Genomic DNA, 26,319 nt, shown 5'->3' with positions numbered 1-26,319 from the left:
TGATAGACACGCAAACTTAAAGTACAAGTATGGAAATCGACATTTTTGGTGTAGAGGATATTTTGTAGATACAGTAGGCAGATATGAAACGGCAATAAAAGAATACATCAAAAATCAGCTGGAAGATGATATTATGAATGATCAAATAAGTTTAAAGGAATTTACAGACCCGTTCACGGGTGAGCCGGTGAAATAAGGCATAAAAAGTGCCCCCGAGTAGGGGGCAGCCAGAGTTAAAAGTGTGGTTGCCAGACTATTCAATGCCCCCTTTAGGGGGCTACCACAAGAGATAGACCCTTATAGGGTCTGATCAAACCACCCGTTCAACGGGTGGTTTTGATTTTTCAGAAAAACACTGATAAACAGTTATGGGAATTTGTTTTCCGGTCGACGCTGCCGTTGGGGGCGGAATGTCAGAAAGGTACTGAAATAGGTTTTCTGTTTCCTGAAAATGAAGAGATATGTGTTGCAAAAGCGGTTGTTGAGAAATCGTTTTCTTGGTTTCTCAATAGAAATTGCAGCCCATATCTTTTTTTGTTGTCTGATAAGGATATTGACAGAAAAATAATGAAATGATATGATGTCTTACAAGATTAGTTTTTGCTAACAAAATGGAGGTGGAAAGAAAATGAAAAAAATGGTGTTGGCAGTCTGCTGCTGTGCCGCATTGCTGGGGGGCTGCGGTGACAGATATGAAGCCAAATCGGGACTGACGCCCTACAAAGAGGAGATATTTGCCATGGATACCTTCATGGACATCACTGCTTATGGAGATCATGCAAGTACGGCTGTGGAGGCGGCAAGTGCGGAAATCCAGCGACTGGATGAACTGCTGTCTGTTACTGGGGAAAGCGGCGATGTGTATCAGCTGAACCAGTTGGGACAAAGACAGGTGGAAGCAGACACCCTTGCCGTTATTTCCAGAGCGGCGGAGGTATCCAGGGAAACGGATGGACTTTTTGACTGTACCATTACGCCGGTTATGAAGCTGTGGGGGTTCCGTGATGGTAATTTCCATGTACCGACATCAGAGGAGTTAGCGGAACAGCTGGCAAAAGTGGATGGTTCTAAGGTACATATGGAAGGCAATACGGTAACACTGCTGGATGGCGTCACTGTGGATCTGGGGGCAATCGCCAAGGGTTATACTTCCCAGCGGATTATGGAAATTTATCAGGAAAATGGCGTCACTTCCGGCATTGTTTCTCTGGGGGGAAATGTGCAGACCTTAGGAAGAAAGCCCGATGGCAGCCTTTGGCGGGTGGCTTTGGAAGACCCCAGAAATCCAGAGGATTATTTCGGCATTTTGGATGTGGAAAACAAAGCAGTCATCACTTCAGGCGGATACCAGCGGAATTTTACGGAAAACGGCAAAGTGTATCATCATATCATCGACCCAAGAACCGGTTATCCGGCGGAAAATGGCTTTATTTCCGTGACCATTGTCAGTGAGGACGGCACATTGGCAGATGCTCTTTCGACATCACTTTTTATCATGGGACCGGAAAAGGCGGAGGCGTTCTGGAAAGAACACAAGGATTTGTTTGACGCAGTTATGATGACAGATGATGGAAAAATACTGATGACAAAGGGGTTGCGGGATATGTATACACCCAAAACGGCAGACCCCATGGTCTTATGGACATGAGCATTTAAAAAACGGCAGAAATGCCGTTTTTTTGTTGCGGGGAAAAATGTTGTTGACAAGAAATGTCTGACATGGTATATTGAATTCACTGGTTAGCATATGCTAACTAAAGGGCGGAAATCGTTTTCCCAAACGGGGATACATGGGGAAAACAGCATAGTTTATGTACAAAAGGAGAAGAGGAGTGATACAAACATGGCAAAAGAACACCAGAAAAGAGTCCTTGCGGCATTGATGGCAGCGTCCATCGCCATACCGACACCGGTGCTGGCGGCTTCGCCGGCGGACTTTTCGGATTTCCCAAACAACTGGGCAACCAATGCTTTGTCCTATGCGGTTAGCAATGGCTTACTGAGCGGGGACAGCGGAAAGATTCGTGCCAATGACACATTGAAACGGGCAGAAATGGCAGCGATTCTCAATCGTCTTGCCGGTGCGGTGAAAGGGGCTTCACTGACCGGTTATACAGACGTGCCTGCTACGGCTTGGTACTTTGAGGATATGGCAAAGGCGGTGCAGATGGGCACATTTGCGGGGGATGGCGGCATGCTGCGGCCGGAAGCGCCTATCACCAGACAGGAAGTTTTTGCGGTGCTGGCAAGATTTTATTGTTTGGAACAATCCAATACCGATGTTTTGCAGCAGTATGCAGACAGTGACCAGATTGCGCCATGGGCAAGAGATGCTGTGGCAGCTATGGTTCAGGCTGGTTATATCCATGGCAATGAAGGGAAGCTCAGCCCCCTTGCGCCCATTACCAGAGCGGAATTTTCACAGGTGCTTTACCAGTTGGCAGGAAACATCGCTGAAGATGGAAAAACGGCAGATGCCAATCTGGAAGGCAATCTCATTGTACGAAAGGATGATGCCTCTTTGTACAATGTGACCGTCAAAGGGGATTTGGTCATTGCTGACGGCGTACAGCGTGTGAAACTGGACAACGTGAAAGTGGAAGGCAGAATCCTTGTCCGCGGCGGCGGAGATGGCGTGGAATTTTCTAAAACCACTGCCGGAAAAGGAGTTCTGGCAGTGCATCCCATCCAGACCAATTTCACCGCCGCAGACAGTTCTTTGGGAGAGGTGACCCTTTCCAGCGATACGAAGTTATCCGGTGATTTTGACAAAGTACAGATTTCCAAGCCCTTGTCCCTGACTGTGGAAAAGGGGAAAATCGGCGCGGTGCAGGTGGAAGCTGGTGCGGAAAACGCCAAAATCCAAGTGGAAAAAGATGGAACCGTATCCAAGGTGGAAGCCAAAGCCAAAGGAACTCAAATCAGCGGCGCAGGCAACGTAGGCGAAGTCCATGCGGGCGGAGATGGCGTACAGGTTTTTACGGAAAATACAAAAGTGATCGCTGGGGACAATGTTTCCGGCGTGCAGGCGGGCGGAAAAGAAGTCCAGCCCAAAACCACTGTGACCACAGACCAGAAAAGCGCGGAAGAAGAACTTCCTGTGAGAAAGAAGAAACATTCCTCCAGCAGTTCCGGCAGTTCCGGCGGTTCTGGCGGTTCCAGCAGTTCTTCCGAAGAAAAAAAGAAGGGTGTTCTGGCGGATGGCATATGGTATGGCACAGGTACAGACAGCTTGTATTACCAGGCGAAAGGTCCCGACATTGTCCGCGTTGTTGTGAAAGACGGGCAGGTTACTGCGGCATACAGCGAAAAGCATATTGAGGACGAAAGCTTTGAAAGAGGACAGAATGTGCTGAACCATGTAAAGGGCATCCGAAAGGCAGAGGATGTGGATAAGCTGGAAGCGCAGCTCCGCCAGAAAACAGGGGCGGCTTATGATGCGGTATCCGGTGCTACGGAAACAGCCAAAGGGCACTTGAGCGCACTGAAAAATGCTGTCCTCCGTGCGGAAAAATACAGTTCCGATCAGGTGAAGCAGAATGTGCAGTGGTTCGATTTTGAGAAAAAGCCCAAGGCTAACATGAACTTTGGTGAAAAGCTGGATCTGACCGGTACTGTGCTGAAGGTACATCTTGCGGATGGACAGACAAAATCCGTACCCTTTGACAAGATTTCTGAATATGGCATTACCACCAATATTGAAAATGGTACGGTCATTACAAAAGATACACCGGGTGTCAACCAGCATGGTGCCTTGCAGGTGCAATTCCGCCAGAATGATGGCTTGATTGTGATGCCTGCCAAAGTGGTGGCATCCAAAAAGACCACAAGAAAAACGCCCACCCATCTGTTGATTACATTTGCCGATGGCAAAACACAGAAGATGGAGCTGGATGAAAACCAATGGGATTACAGCATCAAAGCTGAAGGCAAGATCAAGGATATCAAGGTTTATGACAATGACCGCCTGCTGACAGAGGCTGTTTATCAAGAGGAATATAACGACTGGGAAGCGTTCCTTGGGGAAGTTTCTCCCGGTGAGGGCTTTACAGGATGGAAATACAATACTTACTATATTTCCATGGACAACCAGACAGACGATTCTGCCGTGGCATCCTTTACGCTGGATACAGAACTGCTCCAGACCGTATATGGTGTGGGATACAAGCTGGATCTGAGTCTGCTGAATATCAATCTGGTAACGGAAAAAGGCAGCAAACAGCGGAAAGTAGGCTGGGATGCCTGCAAAGCAAAAGGCTTTACAGCAGAACCCGATCAGGATTATATCTTCACCAAAGAAGATGCCCAGAAGGGAACAAAGACCATCCAGATTAAGAATAATGGTGTGACACAGTCCTTCGATGTGCAGGTTATTGATTACGAAAAACAGATTCCTGCAAAAATCGAGTTGTCCTCTAAAACAGGAGAACCCATCCAGACTATCACCATTCCCGGTGAAAAATGGAAAAATGCCCATGGTATGTATTCCCTCTACAATGTGAAAATGCCGGAAACATATCAGAAATGGGAAAAAGACACATTCACTATCAAGGTATATAATGCCGCAGGGGAAGCCCTTTCTGATTACACAGTGGAAAAAGCCATTGACGGCAAAGCATTGGAAATCGCATTCCCTCACTACACAGAATACGATTCCTATGGCGGTTATGTACGTCTGCTCTTTGATTTCTCCGGTAAGACAGAGCCCACGCAGCCCGAAGGGAAAATCGCTGACGGCGAATGGTACGGTACAGCCACATGGGGACGCTATTACCCTGACAGAGGTCCCAACGTGGTGAAAGTGACAGTAAAAGACGGCGTAATCACCGGTGCGGAATCCATCAAGTATACAGACGATACCCGTTACGCAGGCGGGAAAAATATCCTGAAAAAAGCCGTAGGTCTGTCTGATTTGTCCAGTCTTTCCAAAGCACTGACAGAGAAAAAAGGCGATGCTTTTGACGCGGTCAGCGGTGCCACAGAAACAGCAAAAGGGCATCTCAGCGCCATGGAAAACGCTTTGGCAAAGGCAAAACAGTATGGACTGGATCAGAAAGACCAGCAGATCGCATGGATGGAATTTAAGGTAAAACCTGCCTTGACTGCGAAATTTAACATGCCTCTGGATCTGAGTCAGACAGAATTGACACTGCATATGACAGATGGCAAGGAGAAAACAGCACCTTTCAACCAGCTGCAGGAATACGGCATCGTTACAAATTATCAAAACGGCGATACCATCACCAAGCAGACAGAAGGCATGAAAAACGGCACATTGCTGGTGAAATTCACCCATGAACTTTCTCAAACCACCATCCCTGTAAGAATTGCTTTCTTTGATGAAGTGAAACAGAAATCTCCTACACATATTCTGGTGACCATGCAGGACGATAGAACCCAGAAGATTCAGCTGGAGGGAAATGAATTCCGTTATCGTCTGGAAACAGAAGGCTCTATCAAAGCCATGGCTATTTATGACAATGATAAGAAACTGGCAGACGGCGTTTTTGAAGATGGCTATAATTCCTGGAAATTTGCATTGAAAGGCGTTGCTGTCGGAGATGACTATACAGGCTGGAAATTCGAAAATTATTTTGTAGACCTGGATACATCTGCTGATACTTCCGCCGTGGCATCCTTTACACTGGATACCAGTCTGGTGCCCAAGCAGTATGCCGTTGGGGAAGCTTTCCAGCTGGATAACCTGAATATTTCTCTGAAAACAGAAAAAGGCAGTTCCCAGCGCCTGAATGGATGGGCAGAATGCCGCAACAGAGGTTTTGCCGCGTCCATGGAAAATGGTCATATCTTTACAGCGAAAGAGGCGGGCAAACAGACCATTACCATTTCTATGGGAGAGCACCAGCAGACATTCCAGGTGGAAGTGAAAGATTACGCTTCCCAGATTCCTGCGAAAGTGGAACTTTATGACAGCGCAAAGGATACATTGCTCCAGACCATCACCGTAGAAAATCGGGAATGGAAAACAGAAAAGGGCTGTGTCACCAAAAAAGGCATTGAACTGCCGGATACATACAAAGGCTGGAAGAGCGATACATTCAAAGTCAAAGTATATAACAGCGAAAATGAGCTTATCCAAGACGAAGTCTACAAAGTAGGATTGGATTATTATAAAGAAGCTTTGGAAATCGACTTCCCCAATTACAAAGAATATTATGGGAAGGGCGGCTATCTGAAGATGTATTTCTCCTTCCAGAAAACAACGGAAGGACCTACCGAAGAACCCAATGCTACCGCAGAAGGCAGTGCGAAAGTGGGCGAGTTTGGCTATGATGCCAAGGTGACTGTGATTTATAACAAAAAGACGAAAGAAATCGTATCTGTCACAGATAACGGCACAGAAGCAGGCGGCAATGATTCCTTCTGGAAGAAAGCTGCGGCAATGTTTGAGAAATTCAAAGGGAAAACCGCAAAGGATATTGACAGCATCGACGCTGTAGCTAGTGCCACCGTTTCCAGCAATGCCATCAAAGAAGCGGTGAAAAAAGCCCTTGGGGAAGAAACAGAAACAACAGAGGAAGCAACAGAAACGGCAGAAGGCAGTAAAACCGTTGGTTCCTTCGGCTACGATGCCAAGGTGACTGTGACTTATAACAAAAAGACAGGAGAAATCGTATCTGTCACAGACAATGGCACAGAAGCAGGTGGTAATGATTCCTTCTGGAAAAAAGCGGCGGCAATGTTTGAGAAATTCAAAGGGAAAACAGCAAAGGATATTGACGGCATTGACGCTGTGGCCAGCGCAACCGTTTCCAGTGAAGCCATCAAAGGCGCTGTGAAAGAAGCCCTTTCTTCTAAGTCCGGCGAAGTCAGCGAACCAAAAGTAACAGCGGCAGACCTGAGAACCAATCTACTGTTCGCGGCAACAGAAAATGCCCTGCTGAACATTTCCGCACCGGAAGGAGCAGATGTTTTTTATACCACAGACGGCAGCGACCCAAAGGGGGACGATGCCTCTAAAAAAAAACTGAACCAGCCGACACTGTCTTTGAATGGGAATGGGAATGATGCCGATGAAACCATTTCTTTGAAGCTGGCAGCCCAGAAAGATGGAAAATGGTCAAAAGTTCTGGAAATCCCTTTGACTTTCGTGAAGATTCCTCCTCTGGATACAGGTACAAAGGTATATACAGGGCAGGCGGAGTGCAAAGGCAATGAAGGCAAGCCCTATACCGTAAAGGTGCGCGTGACTACGGTAAATGGCAGGATTGCTCTGCTGGAAGATAACGGCACGGAGATTCCCGGCACCATTGACGAATCTTTCTGGCTGGGCGGCGATGTCATGGGTGCAAGCGGCATGCCGGAAAAACTGAAAGGAAAGACTTTGGAGGAAGTGCTGAAGGCACGCACCACACCTTCTGAGAAGGAAGAAGAAAAGGTGGATGCCATCAGCGGCGCGACCCTCTCCAGTGATGCGGTAAAATATGCCGTCATCGATGCACTGCGCAGCAAGCCTATACGGGAAGGCACGGGAGAAATTGCGCCGCCCACTTTCCAGAGCACCAGACAGGTGGCACCCAATGGAAAAATCAATTCTATTTTTGTTACCATGAAAGCGCCGGAAGGGACAGTCATCCACTATACCATAGACGGCAGTGAGCCTACGGAAGAAAGCCCTACACCTTCCAAAGACCCTATTTTCCATGAGGATTCCGGCGCGGAATTGAAGGCGGAAAGGGAAACATATGCTGACGGCAGAGTGATTTTGCTGAAAGCGGCAGCCTTTCAGGATGGAAAACGCTCGGAAACAGTGACAGGCAGATATGTTTTTGCCAATCCCAATCCCAAACATTCCTATGAACTGGGGCAGTTCAGCGGAAAGGCAGACGGCATCACCGCAAGAGTGGAGTTTGAAAGCCCCAATTTTGACCAGAAATACTATCTGACCAAAATCCGTCTGGATGATGCCAGCGAAAAAGCATACGCAGCCTTTTTGCCGGAACTGTTCAGCCAGATTTATCTGAAACAGGGTGTGGAAGGCGTGACACCCATTTCCGGTCATGAGGAAGAAAGCCGAAAAGTCCTTGCTGCTGTTCAGGCGGCATTGCAGGAGGGTTCTGTGGCAGCGGAACCAGTCATTACCGTAAGCCCCAAACAGGGCAATTACGGAAATGATGAAAAAGTGACTGTGGAAATCGCATGCGCCACCGACGGCGCGGAAATCTATTATGTGGTAGAAAACAGCAACGACCTGACCAGCGGAAAACTGTCTGATTTTGAAAAACATAAAGCCCTTTATGAAAAACCCCTGACATTGACCATGGAGAATCCCAAAGGCGGTACACTGTATATCCGTGCGGCAGCAAAGGTGGGAGAAAAGAATTGGTCTCCTACAGCAAGAAAAGATTTGACTTTCGTGAAAGCAGTGGGAAAAGAAGCCTTTGAAGTGAACGGCAGCAAATACGGCACATGGAAAGAAGCTGTCAGTGCCCTTGAGGAAGCAGGCAGTGGTGAAATCATTCTGGGGGATGATGTGGAATTACAGGAAAAAGACACCTTCCCTTCTGTTTCCTGCACCATCCGTTCCGGGAATGAGCGCAAGTGCAAAATCAAAGGCGGCGTCATGGAAGCAAGGGCAGATATTACATTTGAGAATGTTGTGTACGATGTGAATCGTATTTATGGCAATGGGCATTCTGTTACCATTGGCGCAGATGTGGAAACACCGTTCAGCTTCACAAGACGTGCCATTTTTGCGGGAACTGCACATGACGCAGAGGAGAAAGAAATCACGGCAAACCCTGTGCTTTCTGTGGAAAGCGGCAAGTTTGCCCTCTATGGCAGCGGCAGCAGCGGCACCACCCTCAAGGGTAATGTGGAAATCAAGGTCAAAGGCACAGCAGACGTGGAAGTTGCCGGCGCATATATGAGCAGTACCGTAGATGGGAAAGTGACAGTTTCTGTGGAAGATGGAGCGGTGCTTTCCGAGTTTCTGGGTGAATTGAGCAAAGGCAGTGTGAAAGAATTGGAACTGGTGATGACAGGCAGCCCGAAACTGGATGGACGCACCTTCCGGGGTACGGTCAACGGCACACCAAAAGGCACACTGGATTTACGGCAGGCATCCCTGTCACCGGAACAAGTGGAGAAATTTAAGGACTTTGCCGAAGTTCTGAAAGCGGATAGTCCGGCGGCAGAAGAAACGCTGACAAAACCAGACGAGGAAACTGTCACAGTGGAGAAAGAGAAGGAAGAAGCGGCTGTCATTGCAAAAATGATTGCCGAAGCCGTTTCTGACTTTTCTGATCCGGGAGAAAGCGACCTTTTGTAAATAAAAGAGAAGGAAGTAAATTTGCAGATATAGAAAGAAAACAAAGAAAGCTGAAATCCTTATTATTATTTATATAGAGATTTCAGCTTTCTTATTTTTATAAAATTTTGAGGGTAAGTTGCTTTTTACAGGTGTTTTTCTTTTTGGGGACTTTGAGATGAAGTTCGGAACGAATATTTTGTGCATAATATTACCAATTGAGGGGACGGATTTTATAGGAAAAACAAGAAGGATTTTTTAATATTGTTTTGAAAAAACAGTTGAAGATTTAACTGAATAGATATTATGAAGAATTAAAATGGAGTTGTTTCTTGTTTTTTAGTGGGATGTTGTATGGAAAATATAGAAAACTCGTTGGAAAGCAGGAAGAAGGAATAAATGCAGAAAAATTTTTATGTATGCATATTGACTTTTGTACGAATCGTGATGAAATAAAACCGAAAGTATGTACCATACGGAATTGATGAAATTTGCGGGGCAAATTGATAGAGGTTCTGTATAGAATTTTTATGCGTAAAATATGCATAATAACACTTAGGAGGGGTCGAATTGAGAAAAAACGCAAAGAAGGCAACCAAAAGAACATGCTCTATGGCGTTGGCTGCAGTTCTGGCTTTTGCACCTGTGACAGTATTTGGTGCAACAGACACAGCAAATCATTGGGCAAATGCAGTGATCTCTGATTGGGAAAGCAAAGGTCTGATCAAAGGCTATGAAGACGGCACATTTAAGCCGGACAATAGTGTTAGCCGTGCAGAATTTGTTACCATGATGAATAACGTGCTGAAAAACGATGCAGAAGGCACTGTTAGCTTTACAGACGTGAAAGAAACCGATTGGTTCTATCAGGCAGTGGCTGCAGCAGTGAATGCAGGATACTGCAATGGCTATGAAGACGGTACTTTCAAACCCAGCGCAACCATCAGCAGAGCGGAAGCAGCTGTGATGATCGCAAATGCTATGGGTCTGGAACAGGATGCTGCAGGTGCGGAAGGATTTAGCGATGAAATTCCCGTATGGGCAGTGGGCAGTGTAGGCGCTGTTGTAAAAGCAGGCTATATGAGCGGTTACCCTGATGGTACTTTTGGTGCAGCCAAATCCATTACAAGAGCAGAAGCTGTGTCATCTTTGAATCGTGTACTGACACAGAATGATGAAACAGTAGCAGCAACAGAAGTTGTGCTGACAGAAAAAGAAGCTGTTCTGGAAGATCAGGTTGTAGCAGGTAATGTGGTCATTGACAGCACAGTAGAAAAAGCAACTCTGCGGGATGTGGAAATTCAGGGTGACCTGGTGATCCGCTGCGCAGAAGATGACAAAGTTGTTTTGGATAATGTGACTGTAAAAGGTCGTATCATTATTGAAAAAACAGGCGTAGAAGTTTCTTTCTCCGGTAAAACAGATGTGAAAGAAGTGCAGGTAGGCGCAGTATGTGAATTGACAGCAGATGACTTTGAAGGCAGCATTGATACTGTTCGCATCACAAAAGAAGTTGCTGAAAAAGGTGACGTTGTCATTGATGTACCTGTTGATGAAGTGATCGTAGAAAAGAAAGCTTCTGTAAAAGTAAAAGAAAATGTAGATACCATCCAGATTGCTGAAGATGCTGAAGGCTCTGAACTGGATATTGCCAAAGATGTTGTTGTGGATCTGGTAAAAGCAGACGGCAAAGTGGAAATTTCCGGTGATGGTACTGTTAAGAAACTGGAAGCAAATGCAGATGGCATTACATATCACAGAGATGTAACCATTAATAAGACAGAAGTAGCGTCTGGTGTAGAAGCGCCTACAGTTGTTGACGATTATGTAAGCGGTGGCGGCGGAAGCAGTCTGTTACGAAATATACTGTAACTTTCATGGATGGGGAAACCACAGTAGATAGCCAGAGAGTACGCAGAGGCAGTACCGTAAGCGAACCCACAGCTCCCACAAAAGAAGGCTATACTTTTGTAGGCTGGTTCGATGGTGATACACAGTTTGATTTTACAACACCTATTCGCAGCAGTTTGACACTGAAAGCAAAATGGGTGTCTAATCCTGAAGATGGCGATGTGACAGCGTATGTAGATGGAAAAGGGTATGCTTCTTTGGCAGACGCTTTGAATGATACAGAACTGAAAGAAGGCGCTACCATCGTATTGCTGGAAGATCAGAAAGCGAGTGTACTGTTCAACATTACCAAAGATGTTACCATTGATGGGAATGGAAATAAGATTACAGCAGATGAAGGCATGACCAATAGCCATTTGATGCAGGCATTCGGTGCAAGTGTGACATTGAAAAATGTGACTTTAGACTGTGCAGGAGTAGCAAAAGGTCTGCATATCTACAATAACAATCAGTCTGGTGGAGAAAATGATGTTGTGACATTGGAAAATGTAACAATCTTGAACAGTGCCGGAAGCGGTATGACTGTAAATGGTGCGAAGGTAAATGCCACCAATCTGACCATAGAAGGCAGTGCTTGGGAACAGAGTATTGACGTATCCAAGGGCGGCAATGTTACGACACCTTCTCAGTTGACTCTGGACAGCGCAGATGGTCTGAAAGATACTTTTGCGATTGTTGAGGATGGCGCTACAACTGCAACTGTCAACATTGGCGGAAAAGAAAATTGTGGTGCAGTGGCTACTGCTATGAAGGACAGTAATGGCAATTCTTATCTGAAATATCAGTACAATACCTTTGCAAAAACAGGTGTGGATTATATGGCTCCTGCGGCTGTAGAGGGTTCTTTGGAATATGTTCTGAGCCTGGCTCCCGCTGGTGCAAATATCCGTTTGACAGCAGGGGAATATGACACACCGAATGTAAATGGTACTAGAGCATTTGCATTGGCGCACCCTGTAAGCCTGCTGGGTGCTGGTGAAGATGAAACCATTATCAATGGACATATTTTCATCAATTTCAATGGCAATGGACAGGATTATCCTGATGGTACAAAATACCCTGTAACATTCTCCGACTTTACATTGCAGGATGACAATGCAGATGCACAGGTGGCAATCAACACAGGTGGTGTGAATTATGTTCGTGAACACTATACATTCACCATTGAAAATGTTACCATGAAAGACTACCTCTTTGGTGTGCAGCTGGCTTCTGGCTACCAGAATAACCAGATGACATTGAATAATGTCAACTTTGAAAATATCTGGTGTGCAGCTTCTGTACAGGAAACAAATGAATTGGCTATGAATGACTGCACATTTACAAATGTTACTTATCAGTTGCAGAAATTCTACCCTAACTATTATTATCCCACATTTGGAGATGAAACAACAAAAGTAGACGGTACTACAGTTAGTGTGCCTGGTATGGATGATTGGGAAAACACAGAAGCATCCTATACAGACGCTAGCGGCAATAAAGTAACTGGTACCTTTGAAGATGCAGTGGCAAATGCGCAGGCAGGTTCTACTGTAACATTGGTGAAAGATGTTACATTGGATAGTGACCTTACAAGCTTTGCGGATAACTTGACCATTGAAGGCGAAGGCAAGACCGTAACAACAACAGCAAATTATGGTATCAATGTACCGACAAATGTGACTTCCCTGACAATCAATAATCTGAATCTGGAGAAAGCAGAGAAAACAGGTACAGCAATCAAAGTTCCTAGTGCAAATGCAGATTTTACTTTGAATTTGACAAAGTGTAATTTCGATGGTTTTGAATTTGGCATTTATCGTGATCTGCCTAAGAATACAACTGCTGCGGGGACCATGAATCTGACAGGCTGCACATTTGAAAATGCAGATCAGAAAGCCATCTATGTAGAAGCATTGACAAATTCTACAATCCAGGGTTGTCAGTTCATCAACTGTGGTACCAAAGAAGATGGTGCACATGCAATGTCTTCTGCAGTAGACATCAACTTGAAATATGGTGATTATGAAAATATTAGCATTCAGGATTGCAAATTTGAAGGCAATGGCGCAGGGCTTGGCGGCGCACTGTTGATCAAAGCAAGGGATGACGGCAGCTATGCTGATGAATCTGCAACATTGACAGGTGTAACCATCACCGGATGCACATTTACCGATAACAATAGAGATATTGTATTTGGGGAACCTATGAAAAATAATGCAGGTCCTACAGATGTTATGATTGATGATGTAACTGTAGAACCCAGCACAACCACTTTGCCTGGCAAACAGAACATCAATGGTGCGGAAGTTCTGGACTATCGAGTAGCAGCAGGCAACGCAGGCATTTCCTTTGCAGGCAGCGCCACAGGTGTAGTGGTAAATGACGCAGATGATTTCGATCTGACATTTGATAAAAATACTTTTGGTGAAGCTGTGACAGATTTCTTCTGTGCAGACTGTGTAGCAAATCCTGGTACAAACCATGCAGACCATGAAACTTTTGCAACTGTAAAAGCAGATGGTTCTCTGGAAATGGTACAGGCTGATGATGGTCGTATGCCTTATTTCCAGATGGACAATGTAGATCTGGAAAACAATACTTATACCATTTCCTATGATCTGAATGTAGCATATGATGATGAGGCGGATGGTGTGCTGAGTGTGAACACAGGCAATACTGGTTGGGGCGCAGATGCCCATTTCGTTCTGAAACAGGGCGAAGGTCTGTATAATTTCTCTGGAAATACATTGTTAAGTGATGCAGATGTATTTAAAAATGGCGGTACTTTCAGTGTAGTGGTAACTTATACATTGGATAATGGCACACCCAAAACAGAATTGACCATTACAGCATCTGATGATACAGAAGCAACCATCGAAAGCGAAGGTGGCAGCAATAAAAAAGCTATCTACTGGTGCGGATATACTTATGAAAATGTATCTGCAAGTGTAGCAAACTTTACATTGAAAAGTGAAGCAAAATAATTAGAATGCTATGAAAAACTGCGCAAAGCAGTTCGAACATTGGCATAAGATGATGTCGAACCCCCAGACAGGTACGAGAAAATTACCCTGCCTGGGGGTTGTTTTTTACGGAAAAAATCTCCATCTGCGGAAAGAAATCGTATTTTTACATAAATGTGCGTCCTTTGGTTCATAATAACTCTGAACAACCGACCGACGGAGGTTGGACACAGAGGAGGACAAACAACATGAGAGCAACTGGCATTGTCAGAAGAATCGATGACTTGGGAAGAGTAGTGATTCCAAAGGAAATCCGCCGCACACTGCGTATCCGGGAAGGCGACCCGTCACAGATAATATTGTCAGAATACGAAAGATTCGGATTTGCCATGCTTCGGCTGGAGGAGAGATGGCTGGGAAGATGAATACATAGGGCTAAGATTATAAAACTAAGGCAGAGATTTCTATGCGGAAATCTCTGCCTTAGTTTATTTCTCATGGAAAATGAAAAGGAACGAGGATATTATTTATGGGATTTCATCTTGAAGCCGATGGTCAGGACGGATATACTGAAAGAAAAGATGTTCATAAATGAAAACAATGGAACAGGAAAAACCAGAAGCAAATGTGTACGGTAGGAATTGTAATATGGCGAGAAGGGAGAAAAATATGGATATTCTCAATCAGCAGGTTTCTCATAAAAAGTTTGGGGTAGGTACAGTGGTGGAACAAACAGAAGATGCTATTTTTGTAAAATTTGCAAATGTGGATAAGCAATTCCAATATCCAAGCACATTTCAGAAATTTCTTGCCTTAAATGATAAAATACTACAGGAGGAAGTTTTGAAAGAAGCGAAACAAAAGGAACAGGAAAAAGAACAGCAAAAAGCTGAAATCAGAAGGGATATCTTGCTAAATCGAACTTCGGAAATCCCTCAAGACTCACAAGACCGTCCCAATGTCGTGTTTAAGTGTAATTATTGCGATGGTGGGAAATCGGATACGCTGATGGGCTTTCATGGTGTTTGTTCAGATAGTATAATTCAATATAATATTAAAGTGGAAAAAAGAACATGGTGTTCTTCTCCAGATTGCGCATGTTTGGCGTATCTTCAAGGGGAAATTTCAAGATATGCTTTGGAATCCCAGATGGATTATGGTGGCTTTGTATGTTATGAAAGCCAGATGCTGCGAGAATGGAAAGCAATGGCAGGTGTTGTGCAGAAAGGAGAACGAAAAGGAGCGGCGATGCGTTTAGCACAGGTGCAGGCAAACAGCTTGTGTATTTTGACAACACGGGAACCTTATACCGAAGAAGAAGAACGGCTGATATTTGCAGTATTTTTGGTGGATCGTGCTTATGATGGAGATAGCTTAGACGAAGGATTTGTTTCTACACAATCTCGTTTTAAGCTGGCACTATCTCCCCAAGAGGCGAAGAAGATGCCGTTCTGGAAGTATCATGCCAACAAAAGTAAAGTAGAGAAAGCCTTTTGGGGTTCTGGTCTGCATCGTTACATAACAAATACAGAAGCGGTTCAGATTCTTTCGGATATTGCCGCATTGAAGAAAGGAACTGAAGATGAAGCATTGGCACAAGAATTTTTAGATGTTTTCTGTAAAGTGGTCAATACATCTGTGGAAGAAGCAGGCAGACCAGAAGGAGTTTTGATGAAAAGGAATGTTCGAGTGTAAAAGAAGAATAGAATCATAAAAGAGTCCTCCATACACACATTTTGGTTGTGATGGAGGACTCTTTTTGCAGATAAAACAGAGTCATAGGAACTTACTGAAGTAAGTTGATATATTGTTTATATTTGATTTATCTTACGAATTTCCTCTACAGCATACAACGGTAGATTGATGAGCCAATCCTCTTTTTTATAGTCTGCCATAGAAGTGCGGACAGCAATTTCCGGCTGGAATTTTTCACAGTATGTTTTCAAACTCTTGGCTTTTAAGTTAATTTCCGCTTTGACTTCCACAGGAATGATCTGTTCGCCGTTGTCTATGACAAAATCCACCTCACAGGAGCCTCGGTCATTGGTATAGTAATAAATGCCTAAGTCCTCGATGGTTTTTAACTGCTGGCAGACATACTGTTCTGTCAGAGCACCTTTGAATTCTACAAATAAATCATTCCCTTCCAGTAGGGTGCGCTGACGCAGACCGGTCATGCAGCCCAGAAGCCCTACGTCCACAAGAAAGAGCTTAAAGGCTTTCAAGTCTTCATAGGCTTTTAGAGGAATGCCTGCGGCGTTGATGCGACCGATTTTATGGACGAGCCCACAGTCGCAGAGCCACATAATAGCTGTTTCAAAATCTTTTGCCCGTCCGCCTTCCCGCACAAGTCCGTAGAGGAATTTTTTATTTTCTTTGGCAAGCTGAGAAGGAATGCTGTTCCACACCATGCGGATTTTTGGCACAATTTCAATGGGGGCGTGTTTGGAAAAATCCTGTTCATAAGCTGTCAGAATGCGCTTTTGAATGTTGCGTACCTCGTTGAAGTCTTTTTCTTCTGCGAAACTTTCCGCGGCTTCTGGCATACCCCCCACAAAATAATATTGCTTCAAAGCGTCAATATATTTTTGTTTGAAGGAGGTAATCATGGAAAAATCCCGCTGTTCCAGAAGTCTGGCGAATTGTTCTCCTTCTGTTGCTATTAAAAATTCTTTGAAAGACAAAGGATACAGGTGAAGAAAATCTACTTTGCCCACAGGAAAAGAAGTACCGCCATGGAGGGCAATCCCCAGCAGAGAACCGGCACAGACAATGTGGTATTGTGGTGCGTTTTCATAGAAATATTTCAGAGAAGATAGTGCCCTAGGCACTTCCTGCACTTCGTCAAAAATCAGAAGGGTGTTGTTCGGGTCAATTTTTCTGCCCACATATAGTTCAATGCCCATAATCAGCCGCTCGGTATTCAAGTCGGAAGCAAAAAGTTCTGTCATGATGGAATTGGAGTCAAAGTTGATATATACAGTATCAGCATAGGCTTTGTTGCCAAATTCTTTCATGAGCCAGGTTTTGCCTACCTGCCTTGCTCCTTCGATGATTAAGGGTTTTCGACGTTTGTTTTCTTTCCATCGGTATAGTTTTTCCATAGCAGTGCGGTACATGGAAACACCTCCTTATTGTGATATAAAGATAGTATACCGAAATATAACAAAAATTACAACGAAAAAAAGTAATAATAAACATTTATTACAATGTAAAAATGAATTCGGGGTATTGTAATGCATATAACAAATTTTTAAATTTAAAATTTGATATTAGATACAAAGACATATACATATTAAAAATTTGAATTATGACTAAATTATAACTGTATTTCTATTATTGACTATTATAAATAAAAGAGTAAATTTATTGCTTATATTGATAAATCTTGATATAATTGTTCTATGTTATAGAACATAGAACAATTTATGAAAGGAGGTGCCGATTTGCCAAACAAAGTGGCTGTAGATCAACGAGTTAAGGACATGATAATTGAACTTGGTTCGTTGATTCGTGATTGCCGTGGAACGCTCAGCCAATCCCAATTAGCCAAAAGGGTTGGACTGCCCCGTTCCAACATGAAATACATAGAGGATGGCGTTAATGCCCCGACAGCGGAGGTCTATGACAAGCTGATTAAGGAGCTAAAACCGGATTTGCAGGCACGCCGGCGTATGGATCGCCTGTATATGGCAATTCGGAAAGTGCCTCCGCCGGATATTTGCCGAACTATCGCACAAAACAAGGATTTGGTAGATGCAATGCGGAAGTTGGAAGGTTGTAATCTAACTCCCGACCAGATTGAAAGTGTTGCCACATTGTTTGCGTCTTTTCAAGAGAATAGAGAAGGAGAACCCATAAAATGAGAGATAAGTATTTTTACGAAGTTATGTTTGATGATACGTCCATTGACGTAAGCAAAGAAGTGGGATTGGTCTGGTCCATTGCCAACTCGCTCCGCGGTGCTTATACCTCGGACAAATATAAGGACGTTATTATCCCCATGGTCATCATCCGCCGGTTTGAGTGCGCTCTGGAGACCACCAAAGATGCAGTTGTGGCAAAGTACAAGCAGAACCCCAACCTCCCTGCTGCGCTCCTTTGCCAGGTTTCTAAATACCCCTTTTACAATACCAGTGAATTTACCCTTAAACGCCTTCTGGATGACAGCGACAATATTGCAGCCAACCTTAAGTCCTATATTGAAGGTTTTTCCGCCAATATACAGATGATTTTGGAAAAACTGCTGAAATTCAGCACCCAGATCGACAAAATGGATAAGAGCAACCGCCTTTACAGCGTGGTGAAAAAGTTCTCTGAACTGGATTTGTACCCTGCCCATGTCGACAGCATGAAGATGGGCTACATTTTCGAGGATATTATCCGACGATTTTCTGAAAACGCAGAGGCCGGTGATCATTACACGCCCCGTGAAGTAATTCGTCTGATGGTCAATGTGTTGTTGGCAGAGGGCTGCAACGACCTGCTGACTGATGAGGGTAAAATTGCCACCGTACTGGACGCTGCCTGTGGTTCGGGCGGTATGCTGTCCACTACCTATGATTTCCTGCGCCGCAAAAATCCCTATGTGGATGTGCGCTTGTTTGGACAGGAAATCAACCCCGAATCCTACGCCATTTGTCTGGCAGATATGCTCATCAAAGACCAGGATGTGAAAAACATCAAGGGTGATGAAGAAGCCAACACCCTGAAAACGGATTGCTTCCCAGATCAAAAGATGCGGCTGGTGATTATGAATCCCCCGTTTGGTACACCTTGGGGCGGCAAAGATGCACCAGAAGGACAAGAGAAGAAAGTCCGTGAGGAAAACAAGAAGGGCGGACGGTTTGAGCACGGTCTTCCCGGAACCGGTGACGCCCAGTTGCTGTTTATGCAGCATGCCATCAATAAGCTGGACGAGAAAAACGGGCGTGCAGCAATCATTACCAATGGTTCTCCTCTTTTCTCTGGAGGAACCACCAGTGGTGAAAGCCAGATTCGGCGCTGGATGCTGGAGAAAGATTTAATTGAAGCCATTATTGCCCTGCCTACCCAGCTTTTCTATAACACCGACATCGGTATTTATATCTTTATTCTGTCCCGCAATAAGCGCCCTGACCGCCGTGGAAAGGTGCAGCTCATCAATGCTGTGGATATGTGGAAGCCCCTGCGCAAGTCTTTGGGCAAAAAACGCCGTGAAATTGACCGGGATAGCATGAAGAAAATCACCGAGCTGTACTCCAACTTTGAAGAAAACCAGTATTGCAAGATTTTCCCCAACGAGGAGTTCATGTATAAGGAGTATGCGGTTTATCAGCCGTTGCAGCGCCGGGGTGTGCTGGATGCGGAAAGCATCAAGCGGCTGCGGACCAGCAGCTACTTCACCAGTAACTCTAACATATACAATGAGATGGATTTTGAACAGTTGAAAGAGATGAACCCCCGCAGTGCTGCCGACGAGAAGAAGTACCAGAAATATCTGGCAGGGCAGCAGTTTGTGACAGATGTATTGAACATTTTGGAAACCAACCGCTCTGACCGTGTATTTATGGATTACGACGAGTTTGAAAAGCACCTGAAATCCCTGTTGGGTAAGGTTGAAGGGATGTCTGCCAGCCGTTTAACGGGCATTGCTATGGTACTGGCGGTGATGGATAAAACCGCCGTGGTACAGAAAGATCGCAAAGGTGAAATTATCAAGGATACCACCACCAAGGACACCGAGATCATCAAGCTCACCCAGGACCCAGAAAAATATTTTGAGGCGGAAGTATATCCCCATGTACCGGATGCCATCTGGACCTATGAATTTGACCCAGAGAAAAAGGAAAGTGCTACCAATAAAGAAAAACTGGGCGCAGAGTTCCCGTTTACCCGATTCTTTTACGAGTACAAGGAGCCGGAAAAGGCAGATGATCTGCTGGCCCAGTTTATGGAACTGGAAAAATCCCTCTCCGAAAAAATTGCAGCCTTGCAGGAAAGCGAGGGAGTGTAATGGCAGAGCAAATGAAGCCCAGTGGGGTTGAGTGGATTAAGGATATTCCATCGTCCTGGGAGATCAATAAGGTCAAATATTTGGCAACGGAACCTGGAACTTTGTTTCTCGATGGTGACTGGATAGAAAGCGATGTTATAGAAGAAAGTGGGATTCGTTATCTAACTACCGGAAACGTTGGCGCTGGATTTTATAAGGAGCAAGGGAGCGGATACATTTCCGAAAAGACTTTCTCAGAATTACATTGCTTGAATGTGTACCCGGGTGATTTGATGATTTCACGGCTTAATGAGCCGATTGGAAGAGCTTGCATTATTCCGGATACTGAATCCCGTTATGTTGTGGCTGTTGATAATGTTATTTTGCGTCCAAATGCCAACTATAATAAAAAGTTTATTATGTATGGGATGAATGCTGATGGATACGCTGAACACGCCAATATGATTGCCCGTGGTGCAACAATGTCGAGAATCAGTCGAAGCCAACTGGGACAGTTTTGGCTTGCTTTTCCAAATATTGAAGAACAACAGGCTATCGCCGATTTTCTCGATAAAGAATGTGTCCGGATTGACAGCATTGCCGCAGATTTGGAAAAGCAGATTGAACTTTTGCAGCGATATAAAAAATCCCTGATTACCGAAACGGTAACCAAGGGACTGGATAAGTCTATGCCAATGAAAGATAGTGGGGTTGAATGGATTGGGAAAATCCCAGCACATTGGGATGTGACGAGGGTAAAATATTTTTGTAGGATGTATAGTGGAGAGAATTTAACTTCTACTGATATCGAGCCAGACGGAGATTATCCTGTTTATGGCGGAAACGGAAAGCGTGGTTACTATAGTAATTTCACAAATGACGGAGAACATGTTTTAATTGGTAGACAGGGTGCACTTTGTGGTAATGTGCATTTAGTTTCAGGAAAATTTTGGGCAACTGACCACGCTGTTGTTACATACCCTACAAAAGAAGTCATAAATAAATATTTGTATTACTTGTTTCAATCGATGAATTTAAATCAATATTCCCAAAGTGCCGCCCAGCCTGGTCTGGCAGTAAACGTAATTTTAGCTTTGAAAACTTGCCTACCATCTACATTGAAAGAGCAAGAAACAATCGTGGATTTCCTTGATGATAAATGTTTACATATAGATCAAATAATTTTACAAAAAGAGCATCAATTTAACATCCTTCAGCAGCATAAAAAATCTCTCATCTACGAATATGTCACTGGCAAAAAACGAGTAAAGGAGGTACGGTGAGATGGCAATCAAAGCAGGACAATTAAAAGAACGGACAGATTATCAGGCATACATTCTGGAAATGTTGCGGGAGGAAAACGGCTATCAGGTGCGTCCCTCTGCCGCTTACGATCCTGGCTACGGCATGGACGTGGAGCTGCTGTTCTCCTTTTTGCAAGCCACCCAGCCGGATGCATTGGCACGGCTGGAAAAACTCTATGGCGACAGGACCTGCCAGACCATCCTCAACTACATCAACAATGAGGTCAATAAGAAAAGCCGCAGCCTGCTGGATGTACTGAAGCACGGCGTGGAGTTTGATAACGGCGTCTCTCTAACCCTTATGTACCGCAAGCCCGCCACCACCTTCAACCAAAAAGCGGAGGCGCTGTATCAGCAGAATGTACTCTCGGTGATGGAGGAAGTCTGGCACAAAGAGGGGGAGCGCATTGACCTTGTGATTTTTCTCAACGGCATTGCCATTTTCACCTTTGAGCTGAAATGCAACACCAGTGGACAAAACTATGAGGACGCGATCCGTCAATATAAGTTTGAGCGGGATTATAAGACCCGACTGCTGAAATTCAAGGCGGGCTGCCTGGCTCACTTCGCCATGGACTTGAACGAAGTCTATATGTGCACCAATCTGAAAGGAAAATCTTCCTTCTTTCTTCCGTTTAATAAAGGGTGTGGTGTTGGTATTCACTCCGGCAAGGGCAACCCCCACAACGAAAACGGTATCAATGTTTCTTATATGTGGGAAGATATCCTCAAGAAAGATACAGTGCTGTATCTGATTGATAAAATCATTTTCCTGCAAAAGGAGACCAAGAAAGACCCGGATACAGGTAAGCGTGTCACCAAGGAAACGTTGATTTTCCCCCGTTATCATCAGTTTAATGCCGTGCGCAAGCTGGTGGAAGATGTCGTAGAACACCACAGCGAGAAAAACTATCTCATTGAGCACTCGGCGGGCAGTGGCAAAACCAATACCATTGCATGGTTGGCTCACCGTCTTGCCTCCTTGCACGACAGGGAAAATAAAGTCATTTTTGATACGGTCTGCATTATCACTGACCGTATCGTGGTAGACCGTCAGCTTCAGAATGCCGTACTGTCACTGGAGCACAAGGCTGGTCTGATCAAGGTCATGGATGAAAAATGCACTTCCAAAGATCTTGCGGATGCCCTCAACGGCAATACAAAAATTATTGTGACTACCATCCACAAGTTCATGTACATTCAGGAACTTGTGCAGGAGCTGAAAAGCAAGACTTTTGCCGTAATCATCGACGAGGCGCATTCCTCTACCGCCGGAACTGCTATGGAAGCGGTGACTCATGCACTTTCTGAAAACAGAGGTATAGAGGGCGAAGATCAAGAGGAAAAATCTATGGCTGATTTGATTGAAGATGAAATTGCTCGAAGCGGAAAACAGGCTAATGTTTCCATGATTGCTTTTACTGCAACCCCCAAGCCGACCACCTTACAGTTGTTTGGTTGTCTGAACGAAAAAGGAAAAAAGGTTTCCTTTGACCTGTATTCCATGAAGCAAGCCATTGAGGAAGGCTTCATTTTGGATGTGCTGCAAAACTATGTGACCTATAAGACCTATTTTGAAATTAATAAGGCCATTGAGGACGATCCTGAGCTGGAAACGATTGCCGCAAAGCGTAAGATTGCCAAGTATATTGAACTGCATGATACAAACATTGCCCAGAAAGTGGAGATCATTATTGAGCACTTCAAAAATAGAATTATGCAGGAATTAGGTGGCAAAGCAAAAGCTATGGTCATTACTTCGTCACGGCAGGCAGCAGTCAAATACCGGAATGAGTTTGAAACATATATTTCTAAGCATGGGTATACCGGTATTCGCGCACTGGTGGCATTTTCTGGAAAGGTTTCTTTAGACGGCCATGAATATACAGAAGCGGTAATGAACGGTATTAAGGAAGAAGATTTGCCGGAAGTGTTTGACAGCAACAGCTATCAGGTGTTGCTGGTGGCGAACAAGTATCAAACTGGCTTTGACCAGCCAAAGCTCTGTGCTATGTATGTGGACAAGCGCCTGCGCGGAGTTAATGCTGTACAGACTCTTTCTCGCTTGAACCGTATTTGTGCGCCCTATGATAAGAAAACCTTTGTACTGGATTTCAAAAATGAATATGACGATATTCAAGCATCTTTTGCCCCGTTCTATACCGAGACGATTCTGAACGAGACTATCACCCCTTCGGATATTCGTACGGTGGAAGCTCAGGTGGATCAGTATAATTTCCTGGATCTTGACGATATTGAGGAATTTAACGAATACCTGTATCAGGACAAACGAACCTCCAAAGAAAAGGCTCGAATGTGGGCATTGCTGGATAAGGCCTTGCAAATCATTAATCGTTACTCGGAACTGGAAAAGCAGGAGATTCGTGCAACAATCAAGCGTTTTCTGCGGTTTTATAGTTTCCTAATTCAAGCGACCTGCTTTGAAAGTGTGGATCTGCACAAGAAGTACAATTTCCTTTCGTATCTGGTTAAAGAGATTGAAGTGGGTAGAGGTGGAAATGATTTTGACATTGCGGACAAAATCACTGCTTCTAATTTCCGTCAGAAAAAGACTGGGGAAAATACACATGAGATTGAGTCCAAGCCAGAGGTTAGTCTGCCAACGCCTAACGAGGTCTTTATGGATGAAGTCGTGAAAAAGAAGTTATCCGAGATCATTGATGAAATCAATGCAGCGTATAACAAAAACTTCGATGTTGATGTAGCCTCAAAGTCCGCTCTGCAAATGAGGGATATTCTGTTGAAAAACGGACATCTGCGGGACAGTGCACGGAATAACTCGCTGAAAGATTTCCGTTTCGCCTATTTTGATGCCGTACAGGATGCCCTGATTGCTGGGTATGAACAGAACCAGGACTTCTTTGCGCTTTTACTTGATAATGATGAGAAGAAGCGGGAATTGATGCAGGTATTTTTAGAAGATGTGTATAGAAATTTGAGAGTGTAGTATTAAATAAAAATGAATTGGATAGTAGTAAAATATCTAATATCTTATATGTTTGGAAATAGCAAGATGATTTGATTGGGGGAATAAGATGAATTTATTATATTGGAATTTAAAATCCAATAAAAATGAAGAATATATTGCCTCCTTGCTCAAGGAGCAATCTATTGATATTGCACTTTTTTCTGAATATTCTAAAACAGATTTCGATATACTTGTACATACACTGTTATCGAATGCGTATCAATTCTATAAGGGGTATGGTGGTTGCGAGAAAGTAGTAATGCTTGCCAAAAAAGCGATAGATGTTGAAATCAATCGTGAGCATAGTAGGTATGTTTTATATTCTATTATTTGCGATTCTTTTAAGTATATAATTGCAGGAACACATTTACCATCTAATCCTAGCACTGATGCAGATGGACGAAAAATGGTTATTCGAGAGTTGATAGCGGATTTAAGAGAACAGGAAAAAATTCATAAACATTCAAATTCAATAATAATTGGAGATTTAAATGCAAGTCCATTTGATGAAGAACTAGTTCAAAAAGATGCATTTAATGCAGTTATGTATAAGGAAATAATTCAAAAGAAAAAAGAGGTGGTATATCAGAATAAAAAATTCAGATTATTATATAATCCTATATTAAATCATATATCTGAAGTTAATCACCAGTATGGATCTTTTTATTATACAGGAGGATCAAAAAGTTTATATTGGTACTGCTATGATCAAATTCTTATGACAAGGGATTTAGTAGATAGATTTCAAGGTATGGAATATTGCCAGAAGATAAATGGAAAATCCTTGATAAAACAAATTCAACCCAATAAAGATATTAGTGATCATTTGCCATTAATTGCTAATTTTGAAAGGAGTGCTAAGTGTGACTGATTTGTGGCCTGATTTTGATATAAGCATATTACAAGAACCTAAAGAAAATAATTCAATAAAGATTATTCGGGAGCAAGCCCGTATTTTAGGAAAAAAACTAGAAAATAAGGTAAAAGCAACTTTTAGTAAAGTACATTATCATTACAGAGAAGAACCTACTAACGGTCTTACATCTGCATTTAATACATTTAAAAAATTGAATATGTTAGGAGAAATAGATACAAAAAAAACATTAAAAAAAGAAGAAACCTTAGAAGAAGAACTTCAAGGGAAAATTGATGCCTCTAGTTTGATAAAAGAACAACAATATAAGTTCGAAATTTACAATGAAAAATATAGGTTTAGATTGTTTGTTTATACGTACACTTTAATGTATCCAAATAAAATATTAATTGATGAGAACATTGCAAAAGAAATAGACCAAGAGAATGAAGTTTTTGTAGAAAATGATCGAGAACTTCGAAATCTTTTACATTTGATTTTTTCAAGTCAGAAGGTTAGACACATTATAAAAATGATGATGTTAGAAGAAAATTTATAAAATAAGAAGAGGAAGTATGTAGTTTGAACTGAACCCCATTTATTAGATAGTATAATATACTAAATAATAAATGGGGCATTTTTTATGCTAAAAGGAGTACTAAACAAAAGATATATATCAAAATTTGAGTATCGAGGGTATGAAGAAAAGTCTGTAAATAAGATTCTTCTATGATAAGACTGGGTGGAATGCTTTGAAAGAGGGTATGAAGAAAAGTCTGTAAATAAGATTCTTCTATGATAAGACTGGGTGGAATGCTTTGAAATGAAGCACTCCACCTTTGTTTTATATATACCATCCAAAAGATGGCATGTCAATAACAGGCGGCTTTTCCGCCTGTTTTAACCAATCTGTTCTTTTTATTCTGGAAGCCGTCCTTCATACATAATACTTAATTCTCCGTAGACCTGACCCCAGTTCCGGATGGTGGTTGTCCATTTTTTTGTGGCTTCAAAGGTAGCCAGATACAGGGCTTTCAGCAATGCTGTATCGCTTGGAAATACGCTTCTTTGC

13 protein-coding genes and 2 pseudogenes are annotated in these 26,319 nt (G+C 43.5%); 13 read left to right on the top strand and 2 right to left on the bottom strand.

Features of this window, described 5'->3' with window-relative positions; all coding sequences use genetic code 11:
- The 7 genes and pseudogenes from BUB35_RS12965 to BUB35_RS18575 form a co-directional block, all read left to right on the top strand.
- Nucleotides 1-196 (top strand): transposase (locus BUB35_RS12965; protein WP_200777609.1); only part of this gene is annotated, 196 nt, incomplete at its 5' end.
- Between the two features lie 432 nt (nt 197-628).
- On the top strand, nt 629-1,648 hold the full coding sequence (locus BUB35_RS12960; protein ID WP_072852394.1) for an FAD:protein FMN transferase: 1,020 nt from the start codon (nt 629-631) through the stop codon (nt 1,646-1,648).
- Between the two features lie 195 nt (nt 1,649-1,843).
- Entirely contained in the window at nt 1,844-9,292 is a 7,449-nt protein-coding gene (locus BUB35_RS12955) for an FMN-binding protein (RefSeq protein ID WP_072852393.1), read from the top strand.
- 549 nt (nt 9,293-9,841) lie between these two features.
- On the top strand, nt 9,842-11,143 hold the full coding sequence (locus BUB35_RS12950; protein ID WP_072852391.1) for an S-layer homology domain-containing protein: 1,302 nt from the start codon (nt 9,842-9,844) through the stop codon (nt 11,141-11,143).
- A gap of 5 nt (nt 11,144-11,148) precedes the next feature.
- Nucleotides 11,149-14,148, top strand: coding sequence for an InlB B-repeat-containing protein (locus BUB35_RS19795; RefSeq protein ID WP_072852389.1), 3,000 nt, complete (start codon nt 11,149-11,151; stop codon nt 14,146-14,148).
- 227 nt (nt 14,149-14,375) lie between these two features.
- Nucleotides 14,376-14,510: pseudogene (locus BUB35_RS20150) on the top strand (AbrB/MazE/SpoVT family DNA-binding domain-containing protein); the annotation flags it as partial.
- A 208-nt stretch (nt 14,511-14,718) separates the two neighbouring features.
- On the top strand, nt 14,719-15,822 hold the full coding sequence (locus tag BUB35_RS18575) for a hypothetical protein (protein WP_200777608.1): 1,104 nt from the start codon (nt 14,719-14,721) through the stop codon (nt 15,820-15,822).
- Between the two features lie 116 nt (nt 15,823-15,938).
- Here BUB35_RS18575 and BUB35_RS12930 read toward each other — a convergent pair whose 3' ends face one another.
- Nucleotides 15,939-17,246: an ATP-binding protein gene (locus BUB35_RS12930; protein ID WP_072852385.1), complete on the bottom strand. Its 1,308-nt coding sequence runs from the start codon at nt 17,244-17,246 to the stop codon at nt 15,939-15,941.
- 366 nt (nt 17,247-17,612) lie between these two features.
- Between BUB35_RS12930 and BUB35_RS12925 the strand changes: the two genes are divergently transcribed.
- The 6 genes from BUB35_RS12925 (at nt 17,613) to BUB35_RS12900 (ending at nt 25,806) form a co-directional block, all read left to right on the top strand.
- Nucleotides 17,613-17,993: a helix-turn-helix domain-containing protein gene (locus BUB35_RS12925; RefSeq protein ID WP_143158995.1), complete on the top strand. Its 381-nt coding sequence runs from the start codon at nt 17,613-17,615 to the stop codon at nt 17,991-17,993.
- Nucleotides 17,990-20,122, top strand: a complete 2,133-nt coding sequence (locus BUB35_RS12920) for a type I restriction-modification system subunit M (RefSeq protein WP_072852381.1) — start codon at nt 17,990-17,992, stop codon at nt 20,120-20,122. The genes BUB35_RS12925 and BUB35_RS12920 overlap by 4 nt, the downstream gene beginning before the upstream one ends.
- The gene (locus BUB35_RS12915; protein WP_072852380.1) at nt 20,122-21,384 is read left to right on the top strand and encodes a restriction endonuclease subunit S; all 1,263 of its coding nucleotides are present in this window, start codon (nt 20,122-20,124) and stop codon (nt 21,382-21,384) included. The genes BUB35_RS12920 and BUB35_RS12915 overlap by 1 nt, the downstream gene beginning before the upstream one ends.
- 1 nt (nt 21,385) lies before the next feature.
- Complete coding sequence (locus BUB35_RS12910) at nt 21,386-24,373, top strand: type I restriction endonuclease subunit R (protein ID WP_072852377.1); 2,988 nt, start codon at nt 21,386-21,388, stop codon at nt 24,371-24,373.
- 88 nt (nt 24,374-24,461) lie between these two features.
- Nucleotides 24,462-25,265, top strand: a complete 804-nt coding sequence (locus BUB35_RS12905; RefSeq protein WP_072852375.1) for an endonuclease/exonuclease/phosphatase family protein — start codon at nt 24,462-24,464, stop codon at nt 25,263-25,265.
- Nucleotides 25,258-25,806 carry a hypothetical protein gene (locus BUB35_RS12900; protein WP_072852373.1) on the top strand — a complete coding sequence of 183 codons (549 nt, stop codon included), beginning with the start codon at nt 25,258-25,260 and terminating at the stop codon, nt 25,804-25,806. The genes BUB35_RS12905 and BUB35_RS12900 overlap by 8 nt, the downstream gene beginning before the upstream one ends.
- A 359-nt stretch (nt 25,807-26,165) precedes the next feature.
- Here the strand turns inward: BUB35_RS12900 and BUB35_RS20145 are convergent.
- Nucleotides 26,166-26,319 (bottom strand): annotated as a pseudogene (locus BUB35_RS20145) (IS256 family transposase); the annotation flags it as partial.

Source organism: Anaerotignum lactatifermentans DSM 14214 (assembly GCF_900142265.1).
Lineage (GTDB): Bacteria > Bacillota > Clostridia > Lachnospirales > Anaerotignaceae > Anaerotignum > Anaerotignum lactatifermentans.
The sequence above is the reverse complement of the archived record's forward strand: the minus strand, read 5'-3'. Positions and strand labels throughout refer to the sequence as shown.